This is a genomic window from Nocardia nepalensis (genome assembly GCF_048910785.1).
In the GTDB taxonomy this organism is placed as follows: Bacteria; Actinomycetota; Actinomycetes; order Mycobacteriales; family Mycobacteriaceae; genus Nocardia; species Nocardia nepalensis.
In genome coordinates this window covers 300250-314451 of sequence record NZ_JBKBET010000028.1, presented here as the reverse complement: position 1 = coordinate 314451, position 14202 = coordinate 300250, and the positions used below count along the sequence as shown (strand labels likewise).

Here is a 14202-nt window from a genome sequence, read left to right as displayed (position 1 = left end):
CGTGACCCGCATCACGCAGCGATCCTCCACAATTGGTCCATGGTGAACGTATTCGAGGTTTCCGCTGGTGACGCTAGGCTGGCCCGGTTTCTCGAGGTGCATCACTGGGCACGTATAGCCCGTCGGGGCGAGCTGGTCGACGCGCGCGAGCGGCGGCTCCTGGTTGCTATGGATGAAGACGAAATGGTCGGTGCGCTGGCGTACGACATCGTCGGTACCGATTGCGAGATCGTGGTCATGCGCGCGTCCGGTCAATGGGGCGGCGTGGGCACGGCGCTCATCGACCGGCTCGAGGAACTCGCTCGCGCGCAGGGGTGTACGCGCATGTGGTTGGTCGCAACGAACGACAATCTCGATGCGATCCGGTTCTACCAGCGGCGCGGATTCCGACTGTCGGCGCTGCGCTGCGGCGCGGTCGACGAGGCGCGACGGACCGTGAAGCCCGAGATCCCCGAATTGGGCACATACGACATCCCGCTGCGCGATGAGCTGGAGTTCGAGCGCGCCCTCGACTAACCAACCGAGCCCCGGTCGCCAGCAGCAGTCCCGGCCCTGTCGCGCGTGCGGCGGGCGCCAAGGCGGCGAAGATACCCGCGCCGATCATCGCGGCCAGGACCAACCGAGTCGGTCACGCCCAGCCGCCGACTCGGACCGGCGGGGGCCGTGCGCGTTTCCGTCGAGCCGTTATCGGTCACGCCCCGACCGGATCTGCCGCATTGGGTTCCTCGATGCCGATACGGGCGTCGACCACCAGGCCGACCAAGCCGACCACAACACAGATCGCGGAGACGACGACCACCGCGGGATCGGTACCTCCGGTCAGCGCGTCGCCCAAGCGACAACGGCAATCGTGCCGGGCAGCACACCGATGGCCGTGGCGATCAGGTACGGCACGAGCCGGGTCGACGATACGCCAGCGCAATAGTTGATCAGCGGAAAGGGAATCGGCGAGATCAGCCGCAGCGACCCGACGGCGAGCCAGCCTCGACGGGCCAGGCGGCGGTCGAGGGACGCGACCGCCGGATGGGTCAACCGTGCGGCGATGGCGTCGCGCCCGACTGCACGCGCGATCAGAAAGGCCAGCACCGCACTCACCGTCGTGGCGCAGACCGCGACGGCGACGCCCGTGATCGGTCCGAACAGGAGTCCGGCGCCGAGAGTGAACGGGATCCGCGGCAGGGCGATGGTCGCCAGTGCATGCACAACGAAGAACATGAGTGGAAACCACGGACCGGTGGCCCGTGCCCAGTCGCGGATCTGTTCGGCGTCCGGATGCGGGACGAACGGCGCGATCGCCACGAACGCCGCGAGCAGCAGCACAGCAAGGATCAGCCTCGGATCACGGAGCCATTGTGCGCGGCGGCGTACGACGGCGGTGATGGGAGTCGCGCTCGGCATGGGAGGTACTTTCAGCGGTGTGCGGGCTGGAACAGTTCGACGAAATTGCCCGCGGGGTCTTGTAGCAGAACCTGTTGTCCGCCGGGGCCGCTGATGATGTCGTTGCGGAAGCTGACACCGGCCGCCCGGAGCCGCGCGACTTCGGCGGCGATGTCGTCGACGACGAGTTGCAGGCGGTTCCAGCCGCCGGGCGTCGGGGTGGCGCCGTCGGGCATCGGGCGTCCTGCGGAACTCTTGGGTCCGGCCAGCAGCAGCTGCAGCGGGGCACGCACGACCGCGGCGAAGGCGGGCGCGGCGTCGAAGTCGACGGTGAAGCCGAGGTGGGTGGTGTAGAAGTCGACGGCTGCCCGCACATCGTCGACGAGGTAGCGGACGCGGGCGAGTTCGGTCGGTGCGGTCGTCGTCATGGTCGGATCTCCTTGATTGTGTTTACAGCGGCAGGAACCCGATACGGGTATCGAGTTCGGTTGCGACACGCCGGAATTCCGGATAGGTCGCACGGTCGGTGTCCGCGGCGGCGGACGGATCGGGCAGGCTCCAATGTGTTTCGGTGGCCGATCCGTGGTCACGAGGAACCTCGCGGATCTTGTCGCACAACGTGATCACGTAATCGAAGTGCCGCCCCGCGACGGCGTCCAGCGACCGCGGCTGCCGGGGTTCGAGGTCGATGCCGTAGTCCGCGCGCAGCACCCGCACCGCGTTCGGATGTAGCCGCGGTGCGGGACGGCTGCCCGCGCTCGTGACCTGGATGCCGTCGATTCGGTGCCGCAGCAGTGCCTCGGCCATCGGGGAACGTGCACTGTTACCGGTGCACAGGAACAACACCGAGCTGCCCTTCGGCCATTCGCGGTGCGTGGGCGCCAGCGCCGGATGCAGGGCGGTGGCGGCATCGCCGAATGCGGTTGCGCAGCAGGGCAGGTCGAGATGGTAGTAGCTGTCGCGACCGTCGAAGCTGCTGCGACGCACCGTCACCAGCCCCGCCGAGCGCAATAGCCGCAGGTGGTAGGACACAAGATTCTGTGGCTCGTCGACGGCGGCGACCAACTCTCGCACCCGGCGATCGCTGGATGCCAGTTCGGTCATCAGCGCCCAGCGCAGCGGGTGTGCCGCCATGCGCATCAGGAGCGGAACCGGCGCTCGTTCGGACGTTGCCACGTACGCCACAATACATCAAATCGGATCGATGCATCAAACCAATTTGATGCAATATGCGCCTTGCCGCCGAGAGTCGCACAGCATTTGCGGCAGTCCATGCCGCGCGTTGGCATCAGCCCCTGTTGCAGTCCGGTTGCGTTGCCGCAGTGCGGATTTCGGATGCTCGGTGATGATTCCGCTGAGCGGGAATCCACCTCTCGCTAGAGTCTCAACAGATCCGGCTCCAAGTGGCAGCGGCGGCAACGATTCTCGCTCGGGTCAGCCCATTGCTCGAAGTGATCCGATCGGCTGCGGCAACAGATCCGGAACTGGCCGAGCTCTGGCGCACCAACGTCGCCCAACGCCACGCCGTGCAGTTACGTCTCGCCGAATCCCTTGCCGCCAAAACCCCGCTACGCGCCGATATCGGTCCGGGCCGCGCGGCCGATATCGCCCTGGCGATACTCGCTCCCGAACCCTACGACCTGCTGGTACGCGAACGCGGGTGGACGCTCGAAGAGTGGACGTGGTGGGCGACCGACGCCCTCACCAGGCAACTACTGCCGTAATGGCGGATCGGAGATGACAGCTGCTATGAGAATTCTCGTTCTCGGTGGGTGCGGGGCCGTCGGACAACACGTGGTCACCGGACTGCGGCGGACCGGCGATACCGTCGTGGTCGCCGGGCGTGACCCGGCTCGCGCCGATGTCACCATCGATCTCGGCGAACCCGGATTGCGGTCCTACCAAAGCGAACTCGACGGGATCGCCGTTGTCGTGAGCGCCTCCGGCTCGGAAGATCCGCGCTTGGCTCAACAGGCCGCCGATCGCGGTGTGCTGACACTCGCCGATCTCCCCACAGCCTCCGATGTGGAAATCCGGGGAACGTGAGGCGAGGCGGCGGTCTCACGTTCCCGGCTCGAGGTCGGCCACTCCCTTGCCGCTCGAAATATCGAACGGCACAGATGCCTGGTCGTGCGTAATCAACCACTTGCCGTCGATCTTCCGGAAACAGAAAGTTGCCCGCACCCACATACCGCTCGTCGCCGTTCCGTTCGCCAACGTGCCGCTCAGCCGACCGAAGCCATGCCCGAATGCCACATCATCGCCCACGGTGATCGTCAGCTCGCGCACCTCATAACTCACATCCTTGAAGAACGTGAACGCTCTCGCCCAGTTCTTCAATTTCGCCTCGATCCCGACATGCTGCAGCGGCGGCTCGACGTCGAAGGACACGACGTCCGTTGCGTAAAGCTGCTTGAGGCCCTCGAGATCCTTGGCTCGGATTCCTTCGACAATCTTGTCGATGTGCTGCTCGATCTCGGCTTCGTCGACCTCGCGTTGCGTAGGCATCGCTACCTACCCCTTCCTTCGGTGTGGAATCTTGGCTTCTCGCTAGTACGACGACACAGCACCACGGGATGTCAGGTCCACCGGCGAGTCTTGCGTCAAGAGGCTGGCAGGCTGCGGTCGCCGGTTCGGTTTCAGCGTGTAGACGATCTCGGCTGCACCGATGAATTTCGGGTGGATCCGTCGTCGATTCCTCTGGATAGACCGAAAGACAGGAGTCCGGACATGACGAGACCGTTTCGATTCGGGGTCGTTGCCCCGCTCAGATCCGACGTGCCGACGTGGCGAGATCGCGTGCGCCGCATCGCCGACTGCGGTTACTCGACGCTGCTGGTGCCCGACTTCCCGCAGATGCAACCGGCGCCCGGCCCCATGCTGGCTACCGTCGCGGCCCTGACCGACCTGCGCGTGGGCACCTGGGTGTACGCCTCTCCGCTGCGCTCGGCCTGGCTGACGGCATGGGAAGCGCACTCGCTGTCGCTATTGACCGACGGTCGCTTCGAAATGGGCATCGGCACCGGTAGACCGGGAATCGAGGACGAGCTGCGCGAAAAGGGACTGCCCGTCGTACCGCCGAACGAGCGGCTGGCCCAAGTACGTGAGACCGTCACGACGCTGCGAGATCTCGACGGCCCCGACCGTCACACGCCCGTGGCGATGGCGGTACTCGGCCTGAAGGCCCGGGCGTTGGCGGCCGAGGTCGCGGATACCGTCACCTTCGCGCTGGGGGATCAGCCTCGGGGCGAAGTCGAGCGGCTGGCACGCGAGTTCCGCACCAGCGGAGACGTCGAGCTCGCGCTCGCCGTGCCGGTTATCGGCGATACTGTCGCGCCGCACATGGCGCACCCCGACACCGACCCTGCTGCGCTTCGCGCGGCGGACGCGCTGACCGTACTTCCGGATGATCCGGCGGCCGCCGCCGAGGAAATCCAGCGGCGACGCGAGGAGATCGGCTTCTCCTATTTCGTCTTCGGCGCCGACTTCGCCGACAGGTTCGCTCCGGTCGTCGCCGAGCTCGCCGGACGTTAGTGCGTCCTGGTCACTCCAACGCTGTGCCGGAAACGAGTTCCAGGATGAAGCGCGCCAGCGAGACGCATCCGCTCATGGCTCCTCCGCGCGGAACTGCGGAGTTCCGATGCCTACGGTCTGCTCGTCGCCGCACCCGCGCACGCCACGAGTCATCCGGGATCATGCCTGGACCTATTACCCGGATATGAATCGGCAAAAGGGCTGCAACGGTTCGTGGGTGGCAACACTCAGCTAGACCTGGCCGAGGACAGATCGTCGACCGTCAGCTCGGGTGCGGTGAGTCCGCACCAGGCGCTCGGTCGAACTCGACGGGAAACACCCACCGCGGTGGTGCCCGCGTCGGATCCCCACGACGCTGAGAATCCCGCGAACGGGCGGCGGTGATTTGATCACTCCCGGCTCGGTGGGCATGACAGAATCGTTTTCCAGAACACATGCAAAGGGGTGGCTGTGATGCGGATCTGTTCTCGACCAATCGGATTCATCGGCGCTCTACTAGTTGTCCCGGCCGTGGCCGCATGCTCATCGGGCAGTCCGGAGCGGACCGGTGTCAACACCCCGTCGTCATCGATCTCATCGTCCGAGACCGGATCACCGTCGGCCTCCAGATCCACCCAGGTCATTCCGCGTACTGCGACACTGGCACCCTCCTCGGCGTTCACCACAACCCTCGGTCCGACGACTCCGCGGCCGTCGACCACGACTACGACGCCGCCGACCTCGCCACCTGTTATCCGGTGAACGTATCCGCAACGTTCCGGACATCGGGCGCGCCACTGGCTTCGGCACTATCCCTAGCAGGGGCGATTGCTTCGCAGACAGTGGTTTTCGGTGCAGTCCTCTACTACTTCGGTTTGGTCTACGCCCGCGCTTGGTACGGGTATTTCGGCATCGATGTCGGCATGCTCGGGTTCTCGACAGCCGACTACACCCTGCGCAGCCTCATCCCGACTTTCTGGCCGGTCGTAATCGGGCTGCTCGTCGTGATGGGACTCGTCTCCGCTCGCGGACTCCCGCTGGTGATCGCCATGCGGACTCACCGCCCGAGGCGCACTCTTCGGCGCTGGTACTGGGCCACGCTGTCCATGGGGGCGGTTTTCGCGGTGGTGCCGGGATCGGTGTGGCTACTCGCCCCGACCGTCGGTTCGCCGTGGACTACCTATCTACCTGGGTTTCTCGTGGCGGGTGCAGTGCTACTCGGTTATGCCACCTCACTTCGGGCGAACTACCCGGTCTTGATCGGTTCCAGCCGTTCCGTGCGGCGCAATACTCCGCGATCGGCCACGGCGACCGTCTTGGTCGCACTGCTCGCGCTCGGCTTCGCGGGATGTTTCTGGGGTATCGGGACCTACGCGGGCCGGCGAGGCACTGCGGACGCAAGCGGGCTGGCCCAGGCAGGATTTCCGGGCCAGCCCTCGATCCTCCTGTTGAGCACCGATCGGCTCGCGATCGAGGGCACAGGAGCGCAGGTCGGTGAAATCACCACGCAGGGCGAGAAATTCCACTACGCCTACAGCGGACTACGGCTCCTGGCTCGGACCTCCGACACCTACTTTCTGATCCCCCAAGAGTGGCAGGCAACCCGAGACAGAGTCTTCGTCATCCCTCGAGCGGACAACCTGCGGATCGACATAGCCAGTACTCGGAACTGATCGGATACCGGAGCCGACCGGCCTCTGCATCAGTCGTCGTACCGATCGTTATAGCGAGATCAGCTGGATTCGGACCCAATCCCGCTGATCCGACCACCCTGTCTACGTCCGGACTACTCTTTGGGCTGCCAGATGACACCCGAGATCCGGACGCGGGTGATTTCGTTGTCCTGGTTGGGTTTGTAGTCGACGCGGGCGTACCCAACCCGGTTTTCGGTGATCTTGATACACAGGTGGGAGCCTGATGGCAACTGTGGTTTCCACTGGACAGGGCCGCTGTAATCGGTGCGGTTGCGGCATTCCTGATAGGTGGGTTGGTTGCTGCCGACAGCGACGATAGCCGCCCCATTGCCTGGTGTCAGTACATCGCCGGTCGGTGTCAGGTCGGCCGGGTCTCCCTGATACCAGGATCCCGGGTGGTGCAGCGACAGAGCCTCCCATCCAGGTTGCAGCTCTACAGATCCGGAGCTGAAGACTGCCGGAGCCGGTGCGCCGCCACCTGGTGAGAGAGATGTGGTGCTCGACTGGCTTGTGGAGGAGGAGCTTCCGTCGATGACGTGGTTGGTGGTGGCGATTGTGTGCTCGATGTCGCGGACGCCGATATCGCTGAGGTCGAGGAACTTTGCGTGGTCTTCCGGTTATCACAAGCCACGAAGGCGGCAACAAGCCCGACAACGAGAGTCGCCAAGACTGCTGCCGCAGGCAGTAGCACTTGCGTCAACCATTTGTTTGGTTCCCCCGATGGACCCGACCCCTGTGTACCCACGGCCCACAAGACTACTTACGGCCGAGGCCAGTGTCTTGTGATCAAGCCGACCAACCGTCTGCCGAGTCCTGCTGCCGGAAGCTATTACTCTTAGCCCCGCGACCGCAGCGGCTTCGTAACGTTGGCTGCCGCTGCAACTTCCGGGGCCGCTGCCAATCGTCGCACTCGGTTCGTACTGCGAGCGACGCACGTTCGAAACACTTTCTCCCGCATCAAGACAGCGGCAACTAGCCGAACCAACAATGCGGTGTAGCGATGCGGGAGCGAAGACTGGACATACCTACCGTAGCCACATTCGAGTGATGGCTGTCACATTTCCGATGGAGCGGAACATCATTTCCGCCGTCGGAGAGGACGAGGTATGGGGATGTTGACTTGGCGTCGCGGCCGGGCGGACAGTGGACGACCGGAGGATGCAAGACACTCGCCGGGACAGTTGGCCGCCTACGGAGCCCAGCACATTCTGACGATGTACGGGGGTGTGATCGCGCCACCGCTCATCGTCGGCGGCGCGGCCGGGCTATCCGCCGTCGACATCGGATTACTGGTGACGGCGGCCCTATTCGTATCGGGCCTCGCCACGCTGCTGCAAACCCTCGGAATCGGACCGTTCGGCAGCCGATTGCCCATCGTGCAGGGGGTTTCCTTCGCAGGCGTATCGACCATGGTGGCGATTGCCACCACCGGCGGGTTACGTCCGGTATTCGGCTCCATCATCGTCGCGGGGGTAATCGGCCTGGTGCTGTCATCGTTCTTCGCACAACTGGTGCGATTGTTCCCCGCAGTGGTGACGGGCACGATCATCACCGTGATCGGCCTTTCACTGATGCCGGTCGCCTTCAACTGGGCAATGGGCAACAACTCCACCGCACCCGACTATGGTTCCCTGGCGAACATCGGATTCGCCGGAATGACGCTGCTGATAATCCTGGTGATCAGTCGCTTGTTCCAGGGCGCGCTGTCGCGACTGTCGATTCTTATCGGGCTGGTGCTCGGTACCGTCATCGCGGCGTGCGCAGGCAAGGCCGACTTCTCCGACGTTGGCGGCGCCCGCTTGGTCGCGCCACCGCAGCTGCTGCACTTCGGGTCGCCGACCTTCGAAGTCGGGGCCATCGTCGCGATGACAATCGTGATCCTGGTGACCCTCATCGAAACCACGGCCGACATCCTCACAATCGGTGAAATCGTCGGGACCGACGTCGATGCCAGGCGTGTGGCGGACGGGTTGCGAGCCGACATGCTCTCGACGACGGTTGCCCCGGTCTTCGGATCCTTCACCTGCAGCGCATTCGCACAAAACGTCGGCCTGGTCGCATTGACCGGAATCAAAAGCAGGTTCGTAGTGGCAACCGGCGGCCTGATTCTCCTGCTGCTCGGCCTGCTCCCGGTGGTCGGCGCGATAGTCGCCGGAATTCCGTACCCGGTACTCGGCGGCGCCGGACTCGTGCTCTTCGGATCGGTTGCGGCGAGCGGGATTCGCACCCTGTCCCGGGTGGACTACCAGGACAACCTCAACATGATCATCGTCGCGGTCGGCATCGGCTTCGGCCTCATACCCGTTGCGGCACCGGAATTCTGGGACGCCCTCCCCGAGAAGATCACAGTGGTCTTGAACTCCGGAATCAGCGCCGCCGCAGTCGCCGCCGTCCTGCTCAACCTGGCCTTCAACGAATGGAAATTCGGCAAACGACCGGGCCCCTCTGTCCTCGCCGCAGCCGCCGACGAGCGCGACCGGCTCGACAACGACGTCAAGCCATAAGCACCCCAATCCTCATACGGTGACGCGATGGGAACTGTTCAACCCAACATTCAGCGCTCCCTGATCGAACACGCGATCAGGCCGAAAAATGCGCCCAGGCAAGGGAGTTCGAAAATCTCTCTGGCCTGGGTGCCGGTCACACCGCCAAAGATCACTGGCGCCCAGTAGTTTGGTTCGGTGCGAACTGCACCGCCTACAGGATCTGATTGCATCTAGCAAGCGGGTATTTATGTATGCGCATGAAATTCGATCCCCGCTATTGCTGCACGTTAGCTCGCATCGGGGCGATACCCTTGAGCGGGGAGGTTTGGCGGAAAGGAAGGAATGTGGGACTGCGATATAAGGCCGCGTTGGTAGCCGCCGGGTGATCGCCTGGGGCTGGTCTCCGAGCTACCGATGTACGAGCCGATCGACCTGGTCGATTCAGCTGAACGGACCCGCACAGCGCTTGCCGCCGCAGTGGCACAGTTTTCCGAGGCCTGGGCGTCCGGGTCCCCACCCGACCTGTCGGCGTACCTACCCCGTGAACCGGCTGAGCGGCGCGCGATACTGATCGAACTGATCAAGATCGACCTCGAATACCGCTGGCTGCGTTATGACTTTCCCAAACGACTGATCGAATACCATGCGGAATTTGCGGAGCTGCAAGATGGTCCGCTTCCGGCCGAGCTGGTCTACGAGGAATTCCACGCCCTGCGCCGCAGCTCGCACGCAGCCGATGCTGCCACGGTCGCTGAGGCCACGGCCACGGCAGCCACCCCTGAGCTCGCACTGGTCACGAGCGATTACCGCAGCACGATGATTACTCGTCTGAGTGCCCAAGTTGCGCTCGACGCCATCGACGTCGGCGACCATGTCGACGATTTCGACCTGCTGATGCGGATCGGGTCCGGCGCCTTCGCCCAGGTGTATCTCGCTCGGCAACAATCAATGCAGCGACTGGTCGCGGTCAAGATTTCCCATAACCATGGCAATGAGCCGCAAACGCTCGCGCAATTGGACCACGAATACATCGTGCGCATCTACGACCAGCGACTCATCGCCGATGGCGAGCTGAAGCTGCTCTATATGCAGTACCTACCGGGCGGAACGCTGCTCGATGTGCTGCGCTTACTGCGCTCAACGCCTTCGGAACACCGCAGTGGGCAACTGCTGCTCGATGCCATCGACGAGGTACTTGCCGATAAGGGCGAGGTTCGGCCCACAGAATCTGCTATCCGGACCCGGACCGCCGCACTGACCTGGCCAGAAACGGTCGCCTGGCTGGGCCGCCGACTCGCGGACGCGCTTCAGCACGCATCCGACCGAGGGGTGTTGCATCGAGACATCAAGCCCGCGAACGTGCTGCTGAGCGGCGAGGGAATTCCGAAGCTGGCCGACTTCAACGTGAGCTTCAGCAAACGCGTCACTGGCACAAACCCCCTGGCGTACTTCGGCGGATCACTGGCGTACATGTCGCCCGAACAGCTCGAAGCCTGCCATCCGGATCTGCCGGTGACCGCCGCCGACCTCGACACCCGAAGCGACATCTTCGCGCTGGCTGTCATGTTGTGGGAGTTGCTCACGGGACGGCGCCCATTCGCCGACGAAGCGTCCGCCGGCGAGTCGGAGACGTCGCTGGCCCGCATGCTCGAACTGCGGCGCAGACCCATTGAGGCGAAGTTCCTGTCGGAGCTTCCGCCGGGTTGCCCGATGGCGTTGCGCCGAGTGCTGCTGAAGTGTCTATCGCCCGACCGCGAAGACCGCTACTCATGCGGTTCGGAATTGGCCCAGCAGCTCGACCTGTGCCTCGAGGAGAGGGCCCGCGACCTTGTCTATCCGCCACCGAACAGTTGGCGGGCACGACTTTCGCGATGGCCCACCCCCATCCTCTGGTCATCTTCGCTGGTGGGCGTCGGCCTAGCGACGGTCTACATGGCAGCACACGTCCAGGAACTGATCAGAGAGCGCCTGTCCGATGCCACCAACTCGCAGCTCAACACGGGTGTCATCGTCTTCCTTCTCTGTGCCAATCCGCTGGCCGTCCTCATCTACGCATACTTCTCGCGTGAATTGCTCGCGGTTCCTCGCGGCTTGCGTGACGGCAGACGCTACGACGAGGCAATGCTCGCGCGGGTGCGGTCGCGAACACTATTTTGGGGCGACCTGTGTGCGATGAACACTCTGCTGGCCGCGGTTCTCGCAACCGTGACAGGGGTGATGCTTATCCGCTGGTTCACCGACCTTCCGACGCGGCTGCTGGTCCATGCGGCGACGACCGTTCTGGTGGCCGGCATCATCGCCGTCGCCTACACGTTCTTCCTTTCAACGTTCTACGTCGTCCGCTGTGTGTATCCCGTCTATCTGCGCCACGGTCGCACGACGGCGCACGATTCCGCCGACCTTCGTGCGCTGCGTCGAAGAACCACGGCCTATCTCGCGGTAACGGCGTCGGTGCCGGTGATCGCGGTGCTGGCCGGATTCAGCTTCCTCGAGCCGGGTGAGCTTCCGTTGGTGCGCGATTCGGTTCTTGGATTGTGCGCAGGCTCCGGGCTCGCATTCGTCGCCGTGTATTGGCTGTTCAGGAAGCTGGATGCAGACCTGCGCGCGCTCGAACGGGTGGTCTAGCAAATAATGCCGGAGATCCGGCCGGTCACGCTGAAGTCCGCTTGGTGACCTCGCTGCTGGCGTGGCCCAGCTGGGAAGCCGCCTTGTCTGGGTCCTTTCGACGAGGGGTGCGTCGGTGATGGTTCGGGTTGCGAGGGTTTCGAGTTGTTCGGTCAGTCCGATGTCCCGCAACGCTTCCACCAGCCCGGCCACGCCAGTGGGGTTGTCGAGGTGGGCGTCTGTGGCTGCCCAGGTCGCTGGTCGTTCGTCGCGAGCCTGCATGTACCGGAATGCGCGGATCATTGTGTGGCGGCGTCGATCTTGCGGGCAGGGTGGTCAGCGAGTGGTCGAGGCGCCGGACGACGGCGTGATCGAGGTCGTGCGGCTGATCGGTGGCTTCGTTGTCGTCGAGCCGGTCGGCGTCACAGTTGTGGTGGTCGTGGTTTGGGTCGATGTCTTGGGTGCCCCGACAACGATCGACCGCGCTTTCCCTCGCCACTCGCTTGGCAGGTCGCCCTTCGCTGACTTGGCGACGGTGTAGGTGTCGCCGTGGTAGTCATGAGCGGCATACAGTGTGGCGGTCTTTTCAGCTCGGTTGAACACCGAGATCGTGGCGGCATCGATGTGCTGTTTGGACAGGTCGGGCGAACCGGTGGTGAACAACGACATCTTTCCAGTGCCTTCACTTCCGGTGAACAGGCACGTCCAGCCGGTGGGGCAGCGGTCGTAACCAGTACACCCACCAGTTGTGTTGCACCACTTGTCGGTCACGCTGATGAAGGTCTTTCCGCTGACCTTGGCAGGTTCCCCGCCCTTTCCATTCTCCAGGACCACATCATGTTCCTTGTCCGGAGCAGCGCCGAACTGGTCGAGCAGCAAGGTGCAGGCTTCGCTCAACGCGATCCCGGTGGCGGCCACGATCAGCCCTGCGGTGACCGTCGCCCCCGCCCGTAGCGTCGTCGCGACGGCCTCCACAACGGGTACCACCATCTGACAGGTGACATCTTTGGCCACATCGGTCGCTTCTCCCGGCTTGCAGCCGATGATCCCGAATCCGACCATGATCGCGAACAACGCCACAAACAGCTTCCGCATCGCACCAGAGTGCACGCGTATTCATCACTGGGGCAAGGTCTTTTCGGGCAGACCGCCCACGCGTCGGGCGCGTCGGCCGTTCCTGTGCCAAACGAACTTTCGGCGGTCACTGTGGGCCCTAGTCGATCCGAAAATCGTCGAGCGCGAGGTGCTTTCGGCGATGCTCGAGGTCGACGCGGCCGTGGCGGGCGAGCACGACGGGATCCTGTTGATCTGTGGCAAGGGTTTTCGCGGGACGGGATTTCGAGACACTGGTGGGTGGGTACGGGATCACCATGCTGCGGCCCTCGCGCAAGGACGAGACCGCCCGTTACGGTGAGCCGCTGCTGAAGAAGGTGCGCCAGTTTGATCGAGTCGGTCAACGACACTGATCACTGACCGAACTTCGGACTTACTCGTCTAGTCGGAGACGCGGTCCGGATCCTCTCGGCGGGTTGGGCGGCTGATGAATCCGCTCGAGCGGATTCATCAGCGACGGGTCAGGGATATGAAACGGTGGCCGGAATCCGGCCATGCGAGCGCGGTCAGGCGGTGCCCTCGTCCGCCTCGTTGGTCGAGCACGATGCCCCCGGGCCGGGCGACCAAGTCGGGGCCGAGTTTGTCGGGTCGGCCGAGGCATACTTGCAGTTCGACAACGCCGACGGTGACGGTCAGTTTCCAGGCGCTGCCGTCCGGACCGGAAGCGGTCTGCAGGGAGATGGGGGCAAGCTCTTTGAGTTCTGCACCGCGGGTGGCGCCGATGTGGAAGCCCCAGCCTTTCGGCCAGTCGGCGCCCCGGAACAACGTCTCGATCAGGTTGGCGTGGTTCGCGTCTGTTCGAATCGAGGTGACGGTCGTGCCGCCGTGCGAGAAGGCGTGTGCCGCGACTCCGCCCAGCAGAACCTTCAGCAACCACCGTTCTAGATCGGACCCGTCGAACACAGCGATCTGCGATGCGCCAAGGCGTGCAGGGCTGGCCGGGTCCGCTTGCGCCAACTGATAGCCGTACAGGACACGAAAGAAGAAGCCTGCCAACGTATCCAGGCGGCTGAGCGCGCCGTTGTGCCGGGTGCAGAGGATATTTGCGCCGAGTCGCCGGGTTGGCACCCGGGTAAGGCTGTCGAGAGACCGCGGGGTACCGCTGACGTACAGCTTGCCATCGATCGCATAGCTTGCGAGCACATCGTGGGTGAGCCAATGCTCGAGGCTGATCTTGTCTGAACAGTCTCGAGCGACATTCGCGTAACACCGTGGGTGTGTGTAACCGGTTCGCGGCCCAATAATCAGGGGCGCGGATATGGGTGTGTGCCATTCACCGGTGCGGCTTCCGTGGCAGCTGCGCACACGGCGCAGCGACCCGCATGGGCATGCACCTTCTACGGACGGACCCCACTGGTTCGCCACTTCGTCGAACTCGATAGGCCAGATGTCGACGCGAAGTGGTCGCGGGTGCA

13 protein-coding genes and 2 pseudogenes are annotated in these 14202 nt (G+C 64.0%); 8 read left to right on the top strand and 7 right to left on the bottom strand.

Annotated features, from left to right (window positions below):
* The first annotated feature begins 39 nt into the window (after positions 1–39).
* On the top strand, positions 40–516 hold the full coding sequence (locus tag ACHQ4I_RS22160; RefSeq protein WP_420773710.1) for a GNAT family N-acetyltransferase: 477 nt from the start codon (positions 40–42) through the stop codon (positions 514–516).
* 175 nt (positions 517–691) lie between these two features.
* On the opposite strand, the pseudogene ACHQ4I_RS22155 reads toward ACHQ4I_RS22160, so the two are convergent.
* From ACHQ4I_RS22155 to ACHQ4I_RS22145, 3 genes and pseudogenes are all read right to left on the bottom strand, one after another.
* Positions 692–1398 (bottom strand): annotated as a pseudogene (locus ACHQ4I_RS22155) (TVP38/TMEM64 family protein).
* A gap of 11 nt (positions 1399–1409) precedes the next feature.
* A complete protein-coding gene (locus ACHQ4I_RS22150; protein WP_420773709.1) occupies positions 1410–1805 on the bottom strand; it encodes a VOC family protein in 396 nt (131 codons plus the stop codon).
* Between the two features lie 22 nt (positions 1806–1827).
* Positions 1828–2553, bottom strand: coding sequence for an arsenate reductase/protein-tyrosine-phosphatase family protein (locus ACHQ4I_RS22145; RefSeq protein WP_420773708.1), 726 nt, complete (start codon positions 2551–2553; stop codon positions 1828–1830).
* Between the two features lie 227 nt (positions 2554–2780).
* Here ACHQ4I_RS22145 and ACHQ4I_RS22140 point away from each other — a divergent pair, with 227 nt between their 5' ends.
* Together ACHQ4I_RS22140 and ACHQ4I_RS22135 are read left to right on the top strand one after the other, a co-directional pair.
* Positions 2781–3101 carry a hypothetical protein gene (locus tag ACHQ4I_RS22140; RefSeq protein WP_420773707.1) on the top strand — a complete coding sequence of 107 codons (321 nt, stop codon included), beginning with the start codon at positions 2781–2783 and terminating at the stop codon, positions 3099–3101.
* Between the two features lie 25 nt (positions 3102–3126).
* Entirely contained in the window at positions 3127–3423 is a 297-nt protein-coding gene (locus tag ACHQ4I_RS22135) for an SDR family oxidoreductase (RefSeq protein ID WP_420773706.1), read from the top strand.
* A 15-nt stretch (positions 3424–3438) separates the two neighbouring features.
* On the opposite strand, the gene ACHQ4I_RS22130 is transcribed toward ACHQ4I_RS22135, so the two are convergent.
* Positions 3439–3885, bottom strand: coding sequence for a YybH family protein (locus ACHQ4I_RS22130; RefSeq protein ID WP_420773705.1), 447 nt, complete (start codon positions 3883–3885; stop codon positions 3439–3441).
* A 222-nt stretch (positions 3886–4107) separates the two neighbouring features.
* On the opposite strand from ACHQ4I_RS22130, the gene ACHQ4I_RS22125 reads away from it, so the two are divergent.
* Complete coding sequence (locus ACHQ4I_RS22125) at positions 4108–4911, top strand: LLM class flavin-dependent oxidoreductase (RefSeq protein WP_420773704.1); 804 nt, start codon at positions 4108–4110, stop codon at positions 4909–4911.
* A gap of 518 nt (positions 4912–5429) precedes the next feature.
* The gene (locus ACHQ4I_RS22120; RefSeq protein ID WP_420773703.1) at positions 5430–6563 is read left to right on the top strand and encodes an ABC transporter permease family protein; all 1134 of its coding nucleotides are present in this window, start codon (positions 5430–5432) and stop codon (positions 6561–6563) included.
* Positions 6564–6676: 113 nt separating this feature from the next.
* Here the strand turns inward: ACHQ4I_RS22120 and ACHQ4I_RS22115 are convergent, their stop codons facing one another.
* Positions 6677–6814, bottom strand: a complete 138-nt coding sequence (locus ACHQ4I_RS22115) for a hypothetical protein (RefSeq protein WP_420773702.1) — start codon at positions 6812–6814, stop codon at positions 6677–6679.
* Between the two features lie 876 nt (positions 6815–7690).
* On the opposite strand from ACHQ4I_RS22115, the gene ACHQ4I_RS22110 reads away from it, so the two are divergent.
* Both ACHQ4I_RS22110 and ACHQ4I_RS22105 read left to right on the top strand, forming a co-directional pair.
* Positions 7691–9088, top strand: a complete 1398-nt coding sequence (locus tag ACHQ4I_RS22110; RefSeq protein WP_420773701.1) for a nucleobase:cation symporter-2 family protein — start codon at positions 7691–7693, stop codon at positions 9086–9088.
* 396 nt (positions 9089–9484) lie between these two features.
* On the top strand, positions 9485–11695 hold the full coding sequence (locus ACHQ4I_RS22105; RefSeq protein ID WP_420773700.1) for a protein kinase domain-containing protein: 2211 nt from the start codon (positions 9485–9487) through the stop codon (positions 11693–11695).
* A gap of 315 nt (positions 11696–12010) precedes the next feature.
* Here ACHQ4I_RS22105 and ACHQ4I_RS22100 read toward each other — a convergent pair whose 3' ends face one another.
* On the bottom strand, positions 12011–12649 hold the full coding sequence (locus ACHQ4I_RS22100; RefSeq protein ID WP_420773699.1) for a peptidase inhibitor family I36 protein: 639 nt from the start codon (positions 12647–12649) through the stop codon (positions 12011–12013).
* Between the two features lie 229 nt (positions 12650–12878).
* Between ACHQ4I_RS22100 and ACHQ4I_RS22095 the strand changes: the two are divergent.
* Positions 12879–13138, top strand: a pseudogene (locus tag ACHQ4I_RS22095) (IS982 family transposase); the annotation flags it as partial.
* A gap of 99 nt (positions 13139–13237) precedes the next feature.
* Here the strand turns inward: ACHQ4I_RS22095 and ACHQ4I_RS22090 are convergent.
* The gene (locus ACHQ4I_RS22090; RefSeq protein ID WP_420773698.1) at positions 13238–13855 is read right to left on the bottom strand and encodes a hypothetical protein; all 618 of its coding nucleotides are present in this window, start codon (positions 13853–13855) and stop codon (positions 13238–13240) included.
* Between the last annotated feature and the right edge of the window lie 347 nt (positions 13856–14202).